The organism is Bacillus sp. FSL K6-1106 (assembly GCF_038005245.1).
GTDB lineage: Bacteria > Bacillota > Bacilli > Bacillales > Bacillaceae > Bacillus > Bacillus altitudinis.
On the sequence record NZ_JBBOSV010000001.1, the window covers coordinates 2,637,670 to 2,658,036 of the forward strand.

The 20,367-nt window shown below is 41.9% G+C and carries 20 protein-coding genes and 1 other annotated feature; all 20 genes read left to right on the forward strand.

Features of this window, described 5'->3' with window-relative positions:
• The 20 genes from MHI20_RS13735 (at nucleotide 1) to MHI20_RS13830 (ending at nucleotide 20,332) form a co-directional block, all read left to right on the forward strand.
• On the forward strand, nucleotides 1-432 hold the full coding sequence (locus tag MHI20_RS13735; protein ID WP_008345428.1) for a Mini-ribonuclease 3: 432 nt from the start codon (nucleotides 1-3) through the stop codon (nucleotides 430-432).
• Nucleotides 416-1,165 carry a 23S rRNA (guanosine(2251)-2'-O)-methyltransferase RlmB gene (rlmB, locus tag MHI20_RS13740; RefSeq protein ID WP_017359163.1) on the forward strand — a complete coding sequence of 250 codons (750 nt, stop codon included), beginning with the start codon at nucleotides 416-418 and terminating at the stop codon, nucleotides 1,163-1,165. The genes MHI20_RS13735 and rlmB overlap by 17 nt, the downstream gene beginning before the upstream one ends.
• Before the next feature lie 2 nt (nucleotides 1,166-1,167).
• Entirely contained in the window at nucleotides 1,168-1,680 is a 513-nt protein-coding gene (gene rae1, locus MHI20_RS13745) for a ribosome-dependent mRNA decay endonuclease Rae1/YacP (protein WP_007496285.1), read from the forward strand.
• 63 nt (nucleotides 1,681-1,743) lie between these two features.
• Nucleotides 1,744-2,400 (forward strand): RNA polymerase sporulation sigma factor SigH, encoded by a 657-nt coding sequence (sigH, locus tag MHI20_RS13750; protein ID WP_008345424.1) that lies wholly within the window; start codon nucleotides 1,744-1,746, stop codon nucleotides 2,398-2,400.
• A 76-nt stretch (nucleotides 2,401-2,476) separates the two neighbouring features.
• Nucleotides 2,477-2,626, forward strand: a complete 150-nt coding sequence (rpmG, locus tag MHI20_RS13755; protein ID WP_008356502.1) for a 50S ribosomal protein L33 — start codon at nucleotides 2,477-2,479, stop codon at nucleotides 2,624-2,626.
• A 34-nt stretch (nucleotides 2,627-2,660) separates the two neighbouring features.
• A complete protein-coding gene (gene secE, locus MHI20_RS13760; RefSeq protein ID WP_008345422.1) occupies nucleotides 2,661-2,837 on the forward strand; it encodes a preprotein translocase subunit SecE in 177 nt (58 codons plus the stop codon).
• 171 nt (nucleotides 2,838-3,008) lie between these two features.
• Entirely contained in the window at nucleotides 3,009-3,542 is a 534-nt protein-coding gene (nusG, locus tag MHI20_RS13765; protein WP_003217197.1) for a transcription termination/antitermination protein NusG, read from the forward strand.
• 171 nt (nucleotides 3,543-3,713) lie between these two features.
• A complete protein-coding gene (gene rplK, locus MHI20_RS13770) occupies nucleotides 3,714-4,139 on the forward strand; it encodes a 50S ribosomal protein L11 (RefSeq protein ID WP_003216956.1) in 426 nt (141 codons plus the stop codon).
• 99 nt (nucleotides 4,140-4,238) lie between these two features.
• A complete protein-coding gene (gene rplA, locus MHI20_RS13775) occupies nucleotides 4,239-4,937 on the forward strand; it encodes a 50S ribosomal protein L1 (protein ID WP_017359164.1) in 699 nt (232 codons plus the stop codon).
• Nucleotides 4,938-4,983: 46 nt separating this feature from the next.
• Nucleotides 4,984-5,124 (forward strand) — a sequence feature (ribosomal protein L10 leader region).
• 70 nt (nucleotides 5,125-5,194) lie between these two features.
• Nucleotides 5,195-5,695 carry a 50S ribosomal protein L10 gene (gene rplJ / locus MHI20_RS13780; protein ID WP_003217048.1) on the forward strand — a complete coding sequence of 167 codons (501 nt, stop codon included), beginning with the start codon at nucleotides 5,195-5,197 and terminating at the stop codon, nucleotides 5,693-5,695.
• Nucleotides 5,696-5,737: 42 nt separating this feature from the next.
• On the forward strand, nucleotides 5,738-6,103 hold the full coding sequence (gene rplL, locus MHI20_RS13785) for a 50S ribosomal protein L7/L12 (protein WP_008345418.1): 366 nt from the start codon (nucleotides 5,738-5,740) through the stop codon (nucleotides 6,101-6,103).
• Between the two features lie 96 nt (nucleotides 6,104-6,199).
• Nucleotides 6,200-6,805 (forward strand): class I SAM-dependent methyltransferase, encoded by a 606-nt coding sequence (locus tag MHI20_RS13790; RefSeq protein ID WP_340938969.1) that lies wholly within the window; start codon nucleotides 6,200-6,202, stop codon nucleotides 6,803-6,805.
• Between the two features lie 255 nt (nucleotides 6,806-7,060).
• On the forward strand, nucleotides 7,061-10,642 hold the full coding sequence (rpoB, locus tag MHI20_RS13795) for a DNA-directed RNA polymerase subunit beta (RefSeq protein ID WP_024425866.1): 3,582 nt from the start codon (nucleotides 7,061-7,063) through the stop codon (nucleotides 10,640-10,642).
• A 61-nt stretch (nucleotides 10,643-10,703) separates the two neighbouring features.
• On the forward strand, nucleotides 10,704-14,303 hold the full coding sequence (gene rpoC / locus MHI20_RS13800) for a DNA-directed RNA polymerase subunit beta' (RefSeq protein ID WP_007496298.1): 3,600 nt from the start codon (nucleotides 10,704-10,706) through the stop codon (nucleotides 14,301-14,303).
• A 146-nt stretch (nucleotides 14,304-14,449) separates the two neighbouring features.
• The gene (locus tag MHI20_RS13805; protein ID WP_008345416.1) at nucleotides 14,450-14,698 is read left to right on the forward strand and encodes a 50S ribosomal protein L7ae-like protein; all 249 of its coding nucleotides are present in this window, start codon (nucleotides 14,450-14,452) and stop codon (nucleotides 14,696-14,698) included.
• A gap of 113 nt (nucleotides 14,699-14,811) precedes the next feature.
• Nucleotides 14,812-15,231 carry a 30S ribosomal protein S12 gene (rpsL, locus tag MHI20_RS13810; RefSeq protein WP_003216962.1) on the forward strand — a complete coding sequence of 140 codons (420 nt, stop codon included), beginning with the start codon at nucleotides 14,812-14,814 and terminating at the stop codon, nucleotides 15,229-15,231.
• 121 nt (nucleotides 15,232-15,352) lie between these two features.
• On the forward strand, nucleotides 15,353-15,823 hold the full coding sequence (gene rpsG, locus MHI20_RS13815; protein ID WP_003216884.1) for a 30S ribosomal protein S7: 471 nt from the start codon (nucleotides 15,353-15,355) through the stop codon (nucleotides 15,821-15,823).
• Nucleotides 15,824-15,877: 54 nt separating this feature from the next.
• Nucleotides 15,878-17,956, forward strand: a complete 2,079-nt coding sequence (gene fusA / locus MHI20_RS13820) for an elongation factor G (RefSeq protein WP_007496301.1) — start codon at nucleotides 15,878-15,880, stop codon at nucleotides 17,954-17,956.
• 117 nt (nucleotides 17,957-18,073) lie between these two features.
• Nucleotides 18,074-19,264, forward strand: a complete 1,191-nt coding sequence (gene tuf, locus MHI20_RS13825; protein WP_007496302.1) for an elongation factor Tu — start codon at nucleotides 18,074-18,076, stop codon at nucleotides 19,262-19,264.
• A gap of 108 nt (nucleotides 19,265-19,372) precedes the next feature.
• Nucleotides 19,373-20,332, forward strand: a complete 960-nt coding sequence (locus MHI20_RS13830; protein WP_340938976.1) for an alpha/beta fold hydrolase — start codon at nucleotides 19,373-19,375, stop codon at nucleotides 20,330-20,332.
• Nucleotides 20,333-20,367 lie beyond the last annotated feature (35 nt).

Here is a 20,367-nt window from a genome sequence, read left to right on the forward strand (position 1 = left end):
ATGTTGAATTTTGAAAAGCTGAAAGACGGAAAACAGTTGAACGGACTTGCACTTGCTTATATGGGTGATGCCATTTTTGAAGTATACGTGAGGCATCACCTCCTCCAAACGGGGGCGACCAAACCAAATGAGCTTCATAAACGTGCAAGTAAGATCGTTTCAGCTAAATCTCAGGCCGCTATTTTATTTGAACTTCAGCAGAAGGGCTTTTTCACAGAAGCGGAAGAAGCGGTGCTGAAAAGAGGAAGAAATGCAAAATCAGGCACAGTGCCTAAAAACACAGACGTTCAAACGTATCGTTATAGTACAGCGTTTGAAGCGCTCATGGGTTATTTATTTATTGAAAAGCAGGACGAACGCTTAGAAGAGTTGATTAGTCAGGCGATTGAAATCGGAACGTCAGGGAGGAAGACAAATGAGTCAGCAACATGATTATGTGATTGGGAAAAATGCAGTGATTGAAACACTGAAGTCAGATCGGGAGTTATACAAGCTCTGGATGGCAGAAAACACTGTAAAAGGACAAGCCCAGCAGGTCATTGAACTCGCGAAAAAGCAAAATATCACCATTCAGTATGTTCCGAGGAAAAAGCTTGATCAGATGGTAACAGGTCAGCACCAGGGAATCGTTGCACAAGTAGCAGCATATGAATATGCAGAATTGGACGATCTGTATCAAATTGCTGAAAAGCGGAATGAACAACCATTTTTCATCATCTTAGATGAAATTGAAGATCCGCACAATTTAGGGTCGATCATGCGTACGGCCGATGCTGTTGGTGCACATGGAATCGTCATTCCAAAACGACGAGCGGTAGGCTTGACGACAACTGTTGCGAAAGCATCTACTGGAGCCATTGAACATATCCCGGTCGCAAAAGTAACCAATCTTTCCAGAGCTCTTGATGAAATGAAAGAAAGAGGAATCTGGGTCGCAGGAACAGATGCATCTGCGAAGCAGGACTACAGACAATTTGATGGCACGATGCCTCTCGCTCTTGTCATTGGCAGTGAAGGAAAAGGAATTGGCCGATTGATTAAGGAAAAATGTGATTTCTTGATTAAATTGCCAATGGCCGGGAAGGTCACTTCATTAAATGCATCAGTTGCCGCTAGTCTATTGATGTATGAAGTGTATCGAAAACGTTATCCGTTAGGAGAATAGAGATGGACATCCTCTTAGTCGATGGATACAACATGATAGGTGCATGGCCTCGTTTGCAGCACTTAAAAGAAAACAGCTTTGAAGAAGCCAGAGACGTGCTGATTCAACATTTAGCAGAATATCAAGCATATACAGGGTATCGAGTCATTGTCGTATTCGATGCCCATATGGTCAAAGGAATCGAAAAGAAGCGGACAAACCACCGAGTAGAGGTCATCTTTACAAGAGAAAATGAAACGGCTGATGAGCGGATTGAAAAACTGGCACAAGACTTGAATAACATTCGGACGCAAATTCATGTGGCGACCTCTGATTATACAGAACAATGGGCGATTTTTGGGCAGGGTGCACTTCGTAAGTCAGCACGAGAGCTCTTAAGAGAGATAGAAGTGATTGAACGAAAGATTGAAACACGTGTCAAAAAGATTACTTCTGATAAACCAGCATCCAAAATTGAATTGTCAGAAGATGTATTGAAAACGTTTGAAAAATGGCGGCGGGGAAACTTGGAATAGCTTGACGATATTTCAACCATTATTGTATAATATTTCTATCTAGGTGCGGTCGGGGGGATCGAAGTGAATCTAAACAACAGCAAGGGTAAGTCCATCAGAGAGCAATTTTGCCAGTTGGAAGATGAACAAGTCATTGAAAGGGTTCATGTCGGAGATAGTGATGCGCTAGATTATTTAATAACGAAATACCGCAATTTTGTACGTGCGAAAGCAAGATCTTATTTCTTGATTGGAGCGGATCGAGAGGACATTGTCCAAGAGGGGATGATCGGACTTTATAAGTCTATCCGCGATTTCAGAGAGGACAAGCTTACTTCATTTAAGGCTTTTGCAGAATTATGTATTACCCGCCAAATTATCACCGCAATTAAAACAGCTACTCGCCAAAAACATATCCCGTTAAATTCCTATGTATCATTAGACAAGCCGATATACGATGAAGAATCGGACAGAACATTATTGGACGTCATTTCCGGTGCTAAAGCGCTTAACCCAGAAGATTTAATCATTAGCAAAGAAGAATTTGATGATATTGAAATGAAAATGGGTGAATTACTAAGCGAGCTGGAAAGAAAGGTACTTGTGCTTTATCTTGATGGCAGGTCCTATCAGGAGATTTCTGAAGATTTAAACCGTCATGTGAAATCAATTGATAACGCACTCCAAAGAGTAAAGAGAAAATTAGAGAAATATTTAGAGCTGCGCGAGATCAGTCTCTAATCAAACCTATATTGACAGCTTTTTCGACACTGTGATAAGGTACTAAGGAAATGATGTCGAGAAAATAGGTGTAAATATGAGGAAAAAGATTACTCTAGCCTGTAAAGACTGCGGAAGCCGCAATTATACGACAATGAAAAGTGTTGCTTCAGCAGCTGAAAGATTAGAAGTTAAGAAATATTGCAAGACTTGTAATTCACATAAAACACATTTAGAAACGAAGTAGGATTTGCGTTCTTTAATCTGTGGAGGTCTTTTACATGCGTATTATCAGTTTCTTAAAAAGTGTCGGGAAAGAAATGAAAAAGGTCAGCTGGCCAAAGAAAAACGAAATGGTCCGCTACACGATCACTGTTATTTTAACAGTCGTATTTTTTGCCATCTTTTTCTCTTTTCTTGATATAGGAATCTCACAATTAATCGAATTAATTCATTAATACTTGAATAATGGTCTGCTGAACGTGCTATAATAGATCATAATATGACTTGCCAAAAAACCCGTTTTACGGGTTTTTTCAATTGCTTGAAAATATTTACCGGTACTCGAGATTCGTCAAATAGACATTACGAAATGTGGGGAGGGAAGGACTAAATAGTCCTGAACGAAAATGGAAAAGAATTGGTATGTTGTGCATACGTACTCTGGCTATGAGAACAAAGTGAAAGCGAACTTGGAAAAGCGTGTTGAATCAATGGGCATGCAGGATAAAATTTTCCGCGTTGTTGTACCAGAAGAAGAAGAAACGGACATTAAAAACGGTAAGAAAAAAGTAGTGAAAAAGAAAGTGTTCCCTGGATATGTGCTAGTAGAAATCGTCATGACTGACGATTCTTGGTATGTCGTTCGTAATACACCAGGTGTGACAGGATTCGTTGGATCAGCTGGATCAGGCTCTAAGCCGACAGCGTTATTACCTGGCGAAGCGGAAACCATTCTGAAGAGAATGGGACTTGAAGAGCGCAAGACAGAAATCGACTTTGAACTAAAAGAAACAGTCAAGGTCATCGATGGACCATTTGCTAACTTCACAGGCTCTATCGAAGAGATTGATTATGATAAAAGCAAAGTCAAAGTATTCGTTAATATGTTTGGTAGAGAAACTCCTGTGGAACTTGAGTTCACACAGATCGATAAATTGTAATTTAAAAGAGCTTGAAATGAGTGTATAGAAGTGGTAATATAGCAAAGGTACGTCTTGAGTTCGCTCAAGATCGCTAGCTAGTTATTTCGTCATTCATATAAAGAATGAAGTTGTTGAGTGGGAGGGGGATTCCCCTATTACCACATCACGGACTTTAAGGAGGTGTGTCTCGTGGCTAAAAAAGTAGTAAAAGTTGTTAAATTGCAAATTCCTGCTGGAAAAGCTAACCCAGCTCCACCAGTTGGACCTGCACTAGGTCAAGCCGGTGTTAATATCATGGGATTCTGTAAGGAGTTTAACGCTCGTACAGCTGACCAAGCTGGTCTTATCATTCCTGTTGAAATTTCGGTTTTTGAAGACCGTTCATTTACATTTATTACTAAAACTCCACCTGCTGCAGTATTACTTAAAAAAGCAGCTGGTATTGAGTCTGGTTCTGGTGAACCTAACCGTAATAAAGTGGCAACTGTTAAGCGTGATAAAGTACGCGAAATCGCGGAAACAAAAATGCCTGACTTAAACGCTGCTAGCGTTGAATCAGCTATGCGCATGGTTGAAGGTACTGCACGCAGTATGGGTATTGTCATCGAAGATTAATTTTTTGTCTTGTTGGGTTGCGAGTTTGGTTTTGACAAGTTCGCAACCCTTATTCGTGGGAGGTTATTCCGCTAAAACCACATAAGGAGGATTTTTATAATGGCTAAAAAAGGTAAAAAGTATGTAGAAGCTGCTAAGCTGATCGATCGTACAAAAGCGTATGATGTTGCTGAAGCTGTTTCTCTTACAAAAAAAGCAAATACAGCGAAATTTGATGCGACTGTAGAAGTTGCTTTTCGTTTGGGCGTAGACCCTCGTAAAAACGATCAACAAATCCGCGGTGCAGTTGTACTTCCTAACGGAACTGGTAAAACTCAACGCGTTCTTGTGTTCGCTAAAGGCGAAAAAGCAAAAGAAGCAGAAGCTGCTGGAGCAGACTACGTTGGAGATTCTGATTACATCACTAAAATCCAACAAGGCTGGTTCGAATTCGATGTAATCGTTGCGACACCTGACATGATGGGTGAAGTTGGTAAGATCGGTCGTGTACTTGGACCAAAAGGTCTTATGCCAAACCCTAAAACAGGAACTGTAACTTTCGAAGTAGAAAAAGCAATCAATGAAATCAAAGCTGGTAAAGTAGAATACCGCGTTGATAAAGCTGGTAACATCCACGCGCCAATCGGAAAGGTTTCTTTCGAGGACGAAAAGCTTGTTGAGAACTTTGCAACAATCTATGACACAATCCTTAAAGCAAAACCTGCAGCGGCTAAAGGTGTATACGTGAAAAACGTTTCTGTTACATCTACTATGGGCCCTGGCGTGAAAGTGGATCCATCTTCTTTCTCTGCAAAATAATTCTTGACTTATCACAATCGTTTTGATAATATCAAAATGTTGTAAAATAGAATAATCATTTATACCGTAGACAGCAGGGGCCTTATGGCTTAATTAACCCGCCGAGGTGTATATGTCACAGTCTTACGTTAACGTATGCTTGTATATACAGCCTCCATGTCTTAATGGAGGCTTTTTATATGGAGAACCGTTCGTTAGGAACGTGATGGCCTGATCGGTATAAGTGTTACACAAAGAATTGTACAGGAGGTGTAACCATGAGCAATGCAATCGATACTAAAAAAGTTGTCGTTGATGAAATTACTTCTAAATTTAAAGACAGTATGTCTACTGTAATCGTAGATTACCGCGGTCTTTCAGTTTCTGAAGTGACTGAACTTCGTAAACAGCTTCGTGATGCTGGCGTAGAATTCAAAGTTTACAAAAATACTTTGACTCGCCGTGCAGTTGAACAAGTTGAACTAACGGGTTTAAACGATTTCTTAACAGGTCCAAACGCTATCGCATTCAGTAACGAAGATGTTATCGCACCTGCGAAAATCATCAACGAATTTGCGAAAAGCCACGAAGCTTTAGAAATCAAAGCTGGTGTTATCGAAGGAAACGTAGCGACTGTAGAAGAAGTGAAGGCTCTTGCGGAACTTCCGTCTCGCGAAGGCTTACTTTCTATGTTGCTTAGCGTTCTTCAAGCTCCAGTTCGTAACCTTGCTCTTGCTACTAAAGCAGTTGCAGATCAAAAAGAAGAACAAGGCGCTTAATGCGTACTTGACGTAAAAAAACTTAAAATGGAGGAATTACAAATGGCTTTAAATATCGAAGAAATCATTGCTTCAGTTAAAGAAGCAACTGTACTTGAGTTAAACGACTTAGTAAAAGCAATCGAAGAAGAATTTGGCGTAACTGCTGCTGCTCCTGTAGCTGTAGCTGCTGGTGGCGGTGCTGCTGCTGAAGAAAAAACTGATTTTGATCTAGTACTTGCTGGTGCTGGAGACCAAAAAATCAAAGTTATCAAAGTGGTTCGTGAAATCACTGGTCTTGGCTTGAAAGAAGCTAAAGAACTTGTTGACAACACTCCAAAACCACTTAAAGAAGGTATTGCTAAAGAAGAAGCTGAAGAACTTAAAGCTAAGCTTGAAGAAGTTGGCGCTTCTGTAGAAGTTAAGTAATCTTCGCCTAATCTTTTGGGAAAGCTCGCTTTTACTGGCGGGCTTTTTCTTTTCTTATCTCCTGAAACGATTGAATCCAGAGGAGGTCCATTCACCATGAGTGACCACTATTATACGGAAAAGCCATCAGTGAAAAGCAATAAACAGACATGGGACTTCACCTTGAGAAACCGTAGCTTTACTTTTACAAGTGACAGTGGAGTGTTTTCTAAGAAAGAAGTCGACTATGGTTCGAGGCTTTTAATTGAAGCTTTTGAAGAACCTGACTTGGATGGCGACGTCTTAGATGTCGGTTGCGGTTATGGACCGATCGGCTTATCGTTAGCAAACGAAATGACAGGCCGCACCATTCATATGATTGATGTGAACGAAAGAGCAGTCGAACTTTCAAAGGAAAACGCTAAGCATAATCGCATTGATAATGTCCGCATCTATCAAAGTGATGTGTTCTCGAATGTTCATTCATCAGCTGCTTTTGCCTCTATACTGACCAATCCCCCAATACGGGCAGGGAAGAAAGTGGTACATGCGATCTTTGAAAAAAGTGCTGATCATTTATTGCCGGAAGGCGAGTTGTGGGTGGTTATTCAGAAAAAACAAGGTGGACCATCTGCGATTGAGAAATTAGAGCAACTTTTTGGAGAAGTGACGGTCGTTATGAAAAAAAAGGGCTACTATATTATCAAAGCTAAAAAAGTTTGACGCAGTTTCCTAGCTGTGTTAACATTATAAAATGCCAATGTGTATATTTTGCTTGATAGGCTTAAAAAACAACTATTTTGTATAAATTATGCATACTTGGGAAAACTAATAAAATCGGTATTTGTTTTTGGATGTGGTTTTCTTATTTTAGAAACCCTTTTTTCTTTTGTCTTGTAAAAGTATTTCTTTACTGACATTTGAAAGACAGAAATACTTTTTACACATATAATACGCATGATTTGAGGGGTGAATCAGTTGACAGGTCAACTAGTTCAGTATGGACGACACCGCCAGCGCAGAAGCTACGCACGCATAAGCGAAGTGTTAGAATTACCAAATCTCATTGAAATTCAAACCTCTTCTTATCAGTGGTTTCTTGATGAGGGTCTTAGAGAGATGTTTCAAGATATATCCCCAATTGAGGATTTTACTGGTAACCTTTCTCTTGAATTCATTGATTACAGCCTAGGGGATCCTAAGTATCCTGTAGCAGAATCAAAAGAACGTGATGTAACTTACTCTGCTCCACTAAGAGTAAAAGTTCGTTTAATTAACAAAGAAACTGGAGAAGTAAAAGACCAAGATGTGTTTATGGGTGATTTCCCAATCATGACAGACACAGGTACTTTTATCATTAATGGTGCGGAACGTGTAATCGTTTCTCAGTTAGTACGTTCTCCAAGTGTATATTTCAGTGGTAAAGTAGACAAAAACGGTAAAAAAGGTTTTACTGCGACTGTCATTCCAAACCGTGGCGCATGGTTAGAATACGAAACTGATGCGAAGGATGTAGTCTATGTACGCATCGATCGCACACGTAAGTTGCCGGTTACGGTTCTTTTGCGTGCTCTCGGCTTCAGCTCTGATCAAGAGATTCTTGACCTCATTGGCGAGAATGAATACTTACGCAACACGTTGGAAAAAGACAATACAGAGAATGCTGATAAAGCACTTCTCGAAATCTACGAGCGTCTTCGTCCCGGAGAGCCGCCAACTGTTGAAAATGCGAAAAGCTTGCTAGACTCTCGCTTCTTTGATCCGAAGAGATATGACCTAGCAAATGTTGGACGCTACAAGATTAATAAGAAGCTTCACATTAAAAATAGACTATTCAATCAAAAATTGGCTGAAACGCTAGTTGATCCTGAAACAGGTGAAATCCTAGCAGAAAAAGGTCAAATTTTAGATAGAAGAGTGCTTGATAAAGTTCTTCCATACTTAGAAAACGGCATCGGATTTAGAAAGCTTTATCCAAACGGTGGCGTAGTAGAGGATGAAGTAGAACTTCAATCTATCAAGATTTATGCACCAACTGATCAAGAAGGCGAGCAAGTGATCAACGTGATTGGTAATGCATATGTAGAGGAAGCTGTGAAGAACATCACGCCTTCTGACATCATTGCTTCAATCAGTTACTTCTTTAACCTGCTTCATGGAGTAGGTGACACAGATGATATCGATCACCTTGGTAACCGTCGTCTGCGTTCTGTAGGTGAACTTCTGCAAAACCAATTCCGTATTGGTTTAAGCAGAATGGAGCGTGTGGTTCGTGAAAGAATGTCGATTCAAGACACGAACACGATCACACCTCAGCAGCTGATCAACATCCGTCCTGTGATCGCTTCTATCAAAGAGTTCTTTGGTAGCTCTCAGCTTTCTCAGTTCATGGATCAAACAAACCCGCTTGCTGAATTGACACACAAACGTCGTCTATCAGCGCTTGGACCGGGTGGTTTGACACGTGAGCGTGCAGGAATGGAAGTTCGTGACGTTCACTATTCTCACTATGGTCGTATGTGTCCGATTGAAACACCAGAGGGTCCAAACATTGGTTTGATCAACTCTCTATCTTCATTTGCGAAAGTGAACCGCTTCGGATTTATCGAAACACCTTACCGTCGGGTTGATCCTGAAACAGGTAAAGTGACGCCGAGAATCGATTACTTAACCGCTGATGAAGAGGATAACTACGTTGTAGCACAAGCGAACGCTCAGCTAGCTGATGATGGTTCGTTTATCGATGATAACATTATCGCTCGTTTCAGAGGGGAAAACACCGTTGTTCCTCGAAACCGCGTTGACTACATGGACGTTTCGCCGAAGCAGGTTGTTTCTGCAGCGACAGCATGTATCCCATTCTTAGAAAACGATGACTCTAACCGTGCTCTAATGGGAGCGAACATGCAACGTCAGGCTGTGCCTTTGATGCAGCCGGAATCACCGATTGTTGGTACAGGTATGGAGTATGTATCAGGTAAAGACTCTGGTGCTGCTGTGATCTGTCGTTACCCAGGTGTTGTAGAACGTGTTGAAGCGAAGAATATTTGGGTTCGCCGTTATGAAGACGTTGACGGACAACAAGTCAAAGGAAACCTAGACAAATACAGCTTGCTGAAATTTGTCCGCTCTAACCAAGGGACTTGCTACAACCAGCGCCCAATTGTAAGTGTTGGAGATGAAGTCGTCAAAGGAGAAATCCTTGCAGACGGTCCTTCTATGGAAAAAGGTGAATTGGCTCTAGGACGTAACGTCATGGTCGGCTTCATGACTTGGGACGGTTACAACTATGAGGATGCGATCATTATGAGTGAGCGCCTTGTAAAAGATGACGTCTACACTTCTATTCATATTGAAGAATATGAATCAGAAGCTCGTGATACAAAGCTTGGACCAGAAGAAATTACGCGTGATATTCCAAACGTTGGGGAAGATGCTTTACGCAACCTTGACGAGCGTGGAATCATCCGTATTGGTGCAGAAGTAAAAGACGGAGACCTTCTTGTCGGGAAAGTAACGCCTAAAGGTGTAACAGAACTAACAGCTGAAGAACGTCTATTACATGCAATCTTCGGTGAAAAGGCTCGTGAAGTACGTGATACGTCTCTACGTGTACCACACGGCGGCGGCGGAATCATCCACGATGTCAAAGTCTTTAACCGTGAAGATGGAGATGAATTACCACCAGGTGTTAACCAGTTAGTCCGTGTATACATCGTTCAGAAGCGTAAAATTTCTGAAGGTGACAAAATGGCCGGACGACATGGTAACAAAGGGGTTATCTCCAAAATCCTTCCAGAAGAAGATATGCCGTATCTTCCAGATGGAACACCGATTGATATCATGTTAAACCCTCTAGGGGTACCATCTCGTATGAATATCGGTCAGGTACTTGAGCTTCATATGGGTATGGCTGCACGTTACTTAGGGATCCACATTGCGTCACCAGTATTTGATGGTGCGCGTGAGGAAGATGTTTGGGAAACGCTTGAAGAAGCAGGTATGTCCCGTGATGCGAAAACAGTCCTTTATGACGGTCGAACTGGTGAACCATTCGATAACCGTGTATCAGTCGGAATCATGTACATGATCAAACTGGCTCACATGGTTGACGATAAACTTCACGCTCGTTCAACTGGACCATACTCACTTGTTACGCAGCAGCCACTGGGCGGTAAAGCACAGTTTGGTGGACAGCGTTTCGGAGAGATGGAAGTATGGGCACTTGAAGCTTACGGTGCAGCATATACACTTCAAGAGATCTTAACAGTTAAATCGGATGACGTTGTGGGTCGTGTGAAAACATACGAAGCCATCGTCAAAGGGGATAACGTACCTGAACCAGGTGTCCCTGAATCATTCAAAGTATTAATTAAAGAACTTCAAAGTTTAGGTATGGATGTGAAAATCCTATCTGGCGATGAAGAAGAGATAGAAATGAGAGATTTAGAAGACGATGAGGAAACGAAGAAAGCAGACGGATTAGCGTTATCTAATGACGAAGATGCTGCAGACCTCGCACCTGTCGATCTTGAACGTGACGCAGTCACAAAAGAATAGCAGAAACGATTAGAGCAAGTGACTAGGGTATAACCCGAAGATTAAAAGGGAGGTAGGCCCCTTGCTAGATGTGAACAATTTTGAGTATATGAACATCGGTCTCGCATCACCTGATAAAATCCGTTCTTGGTCTTTTGGTGAAGTGAAAAAGCCTGAAACGATTAACTATCGTACACTGAAACCGGAAAAAGATGGTCTCTTTTGTGAACGTATCTTCGGACCGCAAAAAGACTGGGAATGTCATTGTGGAAAGTATAAACGCGTTCGTTATAAGGGTGTTGTATGTGACCGTTGTGGTGTAGAAGTAACACGGGCAAAAGTCCGTCGTGAGAGAATGGGGCATATCGAACTGGCTGCCCCAGTTTCCCACATTTGGTATTTCAAAGGTATCCCAAGCCGTATGGGTCTTGTTCTAGATATGTCACCACGTGCGTTAGAAGAAGTGATTTACTTCGCTTCTTACGTCGTGACTGATCCGGGCAACACACCGCTTGAGAAGAAACAACTTCTTTCTGAGAAAGAATTCCGTGCTTATTTAGATAAATACGGTAACACCTTCCAAGCAGCTATGGGTGCAGAAGCAATTAACAAACTTCTTCAAGATATCGATCTTGTGAAAGAAGTAGATACACTCAAAGAAGAGCTGAAAACAGCTCAAGGACAGCGTCGTACACGTGCGATCAAACGCCTTGAAGTGTTGGAAGCTTTCCGTAACTCAGGAAACAAACCGTCTTGGATGATCCTTGATGTACTTCCGGTTATTCCACCAGAATTACGTCCAATGGTTCAGCTTGATGGTGGACGTTTTGCTACTTCTGACTTGAACGACCTTTATCGTCGTGTCATCAACCGTAACAATCGTCTGAAACGTTTATTAGATCTTGGCGCGCCAAGCATCATCGTTCAGAACGAGAAGCGTATGCTTCAAGAAGCTGTCGATGCCTTGATTGATAATGGACGTAGAGGCCGACCAGTAACAGGACCAGGAAATAGACCATTGAAATCTCTTTCTCACATGCTGAAAGGGAAACAAGGACGTTTCCGTCAAAACTTGCTTGGTAAACGTGTTGACTATTCTGGACGTTCCGTTATCGTCGTTGGACCACATTTGAAAATGTATCAGTGTGGACTTCCGAAAGAAATGGCTCTTGAACTATTCAAACCATTCGTGATGAAGGAGCTTGTTGAAAAAGGATTAGCTCACAACATTAAGAGCGCGAAACGTAAGATTGAGCGCGTGCAGCCGGAAGTTTGGGATGTTTTAGAATCAGTGATTCGTGAGCATCCAGTCTTACTAAACCGTGCACCAACTCTTCACAGACTTGGTATTCAAGCGTTTGAACCTACACTTGTGGAAGGACGCGCAATTCGTCTGCATCCACTTGTATGTACTGCCTACAACGCTGACTTTGATGGTGACCAAATGGCGGTTCACGTACCATTATCTGCTGAAGCTCAAGCTGAAGCTCGTATCTTAATGCTTGCTGCTCAAAACATTTTGAACCCGAAAGATGGAAAACCTGTTGTTACGCCATCTCAGGATATGGTGCTAGGTAACTACTACCTTACACTTGAGCGTAAAGGTGCTATCGGAGAAGGTATGGTCTTCAAAGATACGAACGAAGCCCTTCTAGCTTATCAAAATGGGTATGTGCATCTTCATACACGTGTAGCTGTTGCAGCTAACTCGTTGAAGAATGTGACATTCACTGATGAACAGCGTTCTAAATTGTTGATTACAACAGTTGGAAAACTAATCTTTAACGAAATCTTACCGGAATCATTCCCTTACATGAATGAGCCGACAAAGAGCAATATTGAAGAAAAAACGCCTGACCGCTTCTTCCTTGAAAAAGGTGAAGATGTCAAAGCTGCGATCGAGAAACAAGAAATCAATGCGCCGTTCAAAAAAGGTATTTTAGGTAAAATCATTGCGGAAATCTTTAAGAGATTCCATATCACTGAGACATCTAAAATGCTTGACCGCATGAAAAATCTTGGTTTCAAATACTCTACTAAAGCGGGTATTACGGTTGGGGTGTCTGATATCGTCGTATTAGATGATAAACAGAAGATCCTCGAAGAAGCGCAAGCAAAAGTAGATAACGTCATGAAGCAATTCAGACGTGGTTTGATTACTGAAGAAGAGCGTTACGAGAGAGTCATTTCGATCTGGAGTTCTTCTAAAGATGTCATCCAAGGTAAACTGATGAAGTCCCTTGATGAAGTCAACCCTATCTACATGATGAGTGACTCTGGAGCGCGTGGTAACGCATCTAACTTCACTCAGCTGGCTGGTATGCGTGGTCTGATGGCCAACCCGGCTGGACGTATCATTGAACTTCCGATTAAATCTAGTTTCCGTGAAGGTTTAACCGTATTGGAATACTTTATTTCCACTCACGGAGCGCGTAAAGGTCTTGCCGATACAGCTCTTAAAACAGCTGACTCTGGTTACCTCACGCGTCGTCTCGTTGACGTTGCGCAGGATGTTATCATCCGTGAAACAGATTGCGGTACAGACCGTGGAATCTTGGCGAAGTCCATTAAAGAAGGAAATGAAATTATTGAGAAACTTGAAGAACGTCTTATCGGACGTTTTGCAAGAAAACCAATTGTTCATCCTGAAACGGGCGAAGTCATTGTTGGCGAAAACGAACTAATTGATGAAGATAAAGCACTTGAAGTAGTTGAAGCAGGAATCGAGGAAGTATGGATCCGTTCTGCATTTACATGTAACACGCCTCATGGTGTATGTAAACGATGCTACGGCCGTAACCTTGCAACTGGTACTGACGTTGAAGTCGGTGAAGCAGTTGGAATCATCGCTGCACAATCGATCGGTGAGCCAGGAACACAGCTTACAATGCGTACGTTCCACACCGGTGGGGTAGCAGGAGACGATATCACTCAAGGTTTACCTCGTATCCAAGAGTTATTTGAAGCGCGTAATCCGAAAGGGCAGGCAACCATTTCTGAAATTGATGGTGTCGTTGCTGAAATTAACGATGTTCGTGACAAGCAACAGGAAATTGTGGTTCAAGGCGAAGTTGAAACTCGCTCTTACACAGCTCCTTACAATGCACGTCTGAAAGTTGTTGAAGGTGACAAAGTTACTCGTGGTCAAGTACTGACAGAAGGTTCAATCGATCCGAAAGAACTTCTTAAAGTGACTGACATGACAGCTGTTCAAGAATATCTGCTTCATGAAGTACAAAAAGTATACCGTATGCAAGGGGTAGAAATCGGAGATAAGCACGTAGAAGTTATGGTTCGCCAAATGCTTCGTAAAGTGCGTGTCGCTGATGCAGGGGATACAGATGTATTACCAGGCACACTTCTTGATGTACACCAGTTCACAGAAGCGAACAAAAAAGTACTATTCGAAGGCAAACGTCCTGCAACAGGCCGTCCAGTTCTTCTTGGTATTACAAAAGCATCGCTTGAAACAGACTCATTCTTGTCTGCAGCATCCTTCCAAGAAACGACTCGTGTCCTAACAGATGCGGCGATCAAAGGAAAACGTGATGAACTGCTTGGCTTGAAAGAGAATGTCATCATCGGTAAACTTGTTCCTGCTGGAACTGGAATGCCAAACTACCGTAAAGTTAAGCCGGTTTCACAAGTGCAGCCGTCTGACGATATGGTTCCTGTAGAGTAATCTTTCTCTTAAGATTTCTTTAAAAATCATCAAAAAATGGTGAAGGATGTCAAGATAATCTGTCAAACGATATTGACATCCTTCTGCCATGATGATAATATAACCAAGGTGCTCAAAATAAAACCTGTTACTTTGGAGGATATTCGATGTCTTATGATAAAGTATCACAGGCTCAATCCATTATTATTGGTACGAAGCAAACAGTAAAAGCTCTGAAACGAGATTCAGTGAAGGAAATCGTCGTAGCGAAAGATGCTGATCCTGCTTTAACCGCTAGTGTAATGAAACTAGCGCAAGAGAAGGGTGTAGACATTTTAGTGGTAGATTCCATGAAAAAGCTCGGCAAGGCCTGCGGAATTGAAGTTGGGGCAGCAGCTGTTGCCATTATGTTATAGCGTACTTGTTTTGTTTTTGCATGCTTAAAATGCAAAAGCATTGTTTTTTGCCTTTTGATGAACCACCTGGGTATGTGGGTTATAAAAAAAGTAATGAAGGGAGGAATAACAACATGCCTACAATTAATCAGCTAATACGCAAAGGACGCGTGAGTAAAGTTGAAAACTCAAAGTCTCCTGCACTTAACAAAGGATACAACAGTTTCAAAAAAGAGCACACTAACGTAACATCTCCACAGAAGCGCGGGGTTTGTACTCGTGTCGGTACAATGACACCGAAAAAACCAAACTCAGCACTACGTAAATATGCTCGTGTACGTTTGTCTAACCTGATTGAGGTAACAGCTTACATTCCTGGTATCGGACATAACCTACAAGAGCACAGTGTAGTACTTATCCGTGGCGGACGTGTAAAAGACTTACCGGGTGTACGTTACCACATCGTTCGTGGTGCGCTTGATACTGCCGGAGTTGACGGTCGTATGCAAGGACGTTCTAAATACGGAACAAAACGCCCTAAACAAAGCAAATAATATAAACAAACATAAGGGTTTTTAGAAGTTGAGTTCAGATCAGTGGAGTCAGGCAGCTGACAATGAAATTGAGATGAAAGACAGATAGAAATCCTTTTAAAAGAGAAGGGAGGCTATTCAGATGCCACGTAAAGGTCCTGTAGCAAAAAGAGACGTTTTGCCAGATCCAATTTACAATTCTAAACTTGTATCTCGTTTGATCAACAAAATGATGATCGACGGTAAAAGAGGAAAGTCACAAACTATTCTCTACAAGTCATTTGATATCATCAAAGAACGTACTGGTAATGAAGCGATGGAGGTTTTCGAACAAGCCTTGAAAAACATCATGCCAGTTCTTGAAGTTAAAGCACGTCGTGTAGGTGGAGCTAACTACCAAGTTCCTGTAGAAGTTCGCCCAGATCGTCGTACGACTTTAGGTCTTCGCTGGTTAGTAAACTACGCTCGTCTTCGTGGAGAAAAAACGATGGAAGAGCGTCTTGCTAACGAAATCCTTGACGCAGCTAACAACACTGGTGCTGCTGTTAAGAAACGTGAAGATACACACAAAATGGCAGAAGCGAACAAAGCATTCGCTCACTACCGCTGGTAGGATTTATACCAAACTAAAAAAACTATTCCCTAATAAGGAAGGAGAAATTACCCAATGGCAAGAGAGTTCTCCTTAGACAAAACTCGTAATATTGGTATCATGGCTCACATCGATGCCGGTAAAACGACAACGACTGAGCGTATCTTGTACTACACTGGTCGTATCCATAAAATTGGTGAAACTCACGAAGGAGCTTCACAAATGGACTGGATGGAGCAGGAGCAAGAACGTGGTATTACAATCACTTCTGCTGCTACTACAGCACAATGGAAAGGTTACCGTGTAAACATCATTGATACACCAGGACACGTAGACTTCACTGTTGAAGTTGAACGTTCTTTGCGTGTACTTGATGGTGCGGTTGCTGTTCTTGATGCACAATCAGGTGTAGAGCCTCAAACTGAAACAGTTTGGCGCCAAGCAACAACTTACGGAGTACCTCGTATCGTATTCGTTAACAAAATGGATAAAACCGGTGCGGACTTCCTTTACTCTGTAAGCACATTAAGAGATCGTCTTCAAGCGAACGCTCATGCAATTCAATTGCCGATCGGCGCTGAAGATCAATTCGAAGGAATCATCGACCTTGTAGAAAACGTAGCATACTTCTACGAAGATGACCTTGGAACTCGCTCTGATGCACAAGAAATCCCTGCTGAGTATAAAGACAAAGCTGAAGAGCTTCGCAGCAGCTTAATTGAAGCTGTCGCTGAGCTTGATGAAGAGCTTATGGAAAAATACCTTGAGGGTGAAGAAATCACAATTCCTGAATTGAAAGCTGCTATCCGTAAAGGAACTTTGAATGTTGAATTCTACCCAGTTCTTGTTGGATCTGCTTTCAAAAACAAAGGTGTTCAGCTTGTACTTGACGCTGTGCTTGACTACCTTCCTGCACCAACTGATGTTGCTGCAATCAAAGGTACATTGCCAGATACAAATGAAGAGGTTGTACGTGAGTCTACTGATGACGCACCATTCGCAGCTCTTGCATTTAAAGTTATGACTGACCCTTATGTTGGGAAACTAACTTTCTTCCGCGTATACTCTGGAACACTTGATTCTGGTTCTTACGTGAAGAACTCTTCTAAGAACAAGCGTGAGCGTGTTGGACGTATCCTTCAAATGCACGCAAACAGCCGTGAAGAAATCTCTACTGTATATGCAGGGGATATCGCAGCAGCTGTTGGTCTTAAAGATACATCTACTGGTGATACTCTTTGTGACGAGAAAAATCTTGTTATCCTTGAGTCTATGGAATTCCCAGAACCAGTTATCGATGTAGCTATCGAGCCTAAATCTAAGGCTGACCAAGATAAAATGGGTATCGCTTTAGCTAAACTAGCTGAAGAGGATCCAACATTCCGTACACAAACAAACACTGAAACTGGTCAAACGATCATCTCTGGTATGGGTGAGCTTCACCTTGATATCATTGTTGACCGTATGAAGCGTGAGTTCAAGGTTGAAGCTAACGTAGGTGCTCCTCAAGTTGCGTACCGTGAAACATTCCGTTCTAGTGCAAAAGTTGAAGGTAAATTCGTACGTCAGTCTGGTGGACGCGGTCAGTTCGGACACGTTTGGATCGAATTCGAACCAAACGAAGAAGGCGCAGGCTTCGAATTCACAAATGCAATCGTCGGTGGGGTTGTTCCACGTGAATACATTCCAGCAATTCAAGCAGGTCTTGAAGATTCACTAGAAAATGGTGTATTAGCTGGATTCCCATTAATCGACATCAAAGCAAAATTATTCGATGGATCTTACCACGATGTTGACTCTAACGAAATGGCGTTTAAAATTGCTGCATCTATGGCATTGAAAAATGCTGTCAGCAAATGTAACCCAGTTCTACTTGAGCCAATGATGAAAGTAGAAGTCGTTATCCCAGAAGAATACATGGGAGACATCATGGGTGATATCACATCTCGTCGTGGACGTGTAGAAGGTATGGAAGCTCGCGGTAACGCTCAAGTTGTTCGCGCTATGGTTCCACTTTCTGAAATGTTCGGATATGCAACTGCACTCCGTTCTAACACACAAGGACGCGGTACTTTCACTATGCACATGGATCACTACGAAGAAGTGCCTAAGAGCATCAGTGAAGAAATCATCAAAAAAAATAAAGGTGAATAATTGATTTTGCCTTTAAACTAAAGTATAACTACTATTGAAGATCAGAAAGTGGGAGGTAACTCTTCACTTTCTATCACTCATACCAAATACAATGAACCTTTAAGGAGGATTTTTAGAATGGCTAAAGAAAAATTCGACCGTTCCAAATCGCATGCTAACATTGGTACAATTGGACACGTTGACCATGGTAAAACAACTCTAACTGCTGCTATCTCAACAGTTCTTCATAAGAAATCTGGTAAAGGTACAGCTATGGCTTATGACCAAATCGATGGTGCTCCAGAAGAGCGCGAGCGTGGAATCACAATCTCAACTGCACACGTTGAGTATGAAACTGAAACTCGTCACTATGCACACGTAGACTGCCCAGGACACGCTGACTATGTTAAAAACATGATCACTGGTGCTGCTCAAATGGACGGCGCGATCTTAGTAGTATCTGCTGCTGATGGTCCAATGCCACAAACACGTGAGCACATCCTACTTTCTCGTAACGTAGGTGTTCCTTACATCGTAGTATTCCTTAACAAATGTGACATGGTTGACGATGAAGAGTTACTTGAACTTGTTGAAATGGAAGTTCGTGACCTTCTTTCTGACTATGACTTCCCTGGTGACGATGTACCAGTTATCAAAGGTTCTGCTCTTAAAGCTCTTGAAGGTGATGCTGATTACGAAGCAAAAATCTTCGAACTTATGGATGCGGTTGATGAGTACATCCCAACTCCAGAGCGTGACACTGAGAAGCCATTCATGATGCCAGTTGAGGATGTATTCTCAATCACTGGTCGTGGAACAGTTGCTACTGGTCGTGTTGAGCGTGGACAAGTTAAAGTCGGTGACGAAGTTGAAATCATCGGTCTTCAAGAAGAAAACGGTAAAACAACTGTTACAGGTGTTGAAATGTTCCGTAAACTTCTTGACTATGCTGAAGCTGGTGACAACATCGGTGCACTACTTCGTGGTGTATCTCGTGAAGATATCCAACGTGGTCAAGTACTTGCTAAACCAGGTACAATCACTCCACATAGCCGTTTCAAAGCTGAAGTTTATGTACTTTCTAAAGAAGAGGGTGGACGTCATACTCCATTCTTCACTAACTACCGTCCACAGTTCTACTTCCGTACAACTGACGTAACTGGTATCGTACATCTTCCAGAAGGTACTGAAATGGTAATGCCTGGCGATAACACTGAGATGGAAGTTGAACTTATCTCTACTATCGCTATCGAAGAAGGAACTCGTTTCTCTATCCGTGAGGGTGGACGTACTGTAGGTTCTGGCGTCGTTTCTACTATCATTAAGTAATAACAGTTAAAAGAGACTCCTTGCAAAAGGGTCTCTTTTTTTGCTTTTCCAGTGCATAACGGCTACTATAAGCTATAGAATCTAAATGGAACCGAGAGGATCACTGGAATGGCGAAGACAATGTTGAAAAAGTGGCCGATTGGCGGTCTTGATCAATGGATTATGATAAAAGAAGATCAAGCAGAAAAAACAAAACCTGTTTTATTATTTTTACACGGTGGCCCAGGCTCAGCTCAAATGAGTTATATCGATTCCTTTCATAAGGAACTTGATCAAGACTTCACTGTTGTTCATTGGGACCAGCGCGGTGCAGGATTGTCTTATCAAAAAAACATTCCTGAGTCTTCTATGACCATTGGGCAATTCGTAGAGGATACGATTGAGCTTACAGAAAAACTGCTTTCTTATAATGATCAAACGAAAATATACATTGCAGGTTATTCATGGGGATCATTAATAGCGATACAAGCTGTACATAAACGACCAGATTTGTATCATGCCTATTATGGAATTAGTCAGGTGGTTGATGTATTAAAAGAGGATATTGTATCGTACGAACTTCTTCTAAAAAAATATCAAGGCAAGCATTTCTTCAGTAGATGCCTAAAATTGCTGACACCGCCCCCTTGGAAACGCACCTCTGCTCATGCTTTGTTCTCTCTATACAAAGAGTTCGCAAAAGTAGGGCTCACGCATAGGTGGAAGCCACTTTTTCAAATGCTGTATGCATTTCTTGTTAGTAAGCATTATCAGCTAAAAGATAAGTGGAAATTCCTTATGGGACAGAAGTATAGCCAGGATTTGCTGTGGGACGAGCTGATGAACGAAAGCATTCAATACCGAGTTTCTTCTATATTAATACCTTGCTACTTTATCATCGGGGAACATGACATGATTACACCAGCTGCTGTATCAAAACCATATGTTGATCAACTTACAGCACCAATAAAAGAGTGGTTTACTTTTAAAGAATCTGCGCATTCTCCGCATATTGAAGAGCCAGAAGAATTTATTCGTATCGTCAGGAAGACAGCTACACATCATCTTCAGGGAAAGCTTGATTTATAGGCTGAACCCCTGTATAATATGAAAAGTGTGCAAAT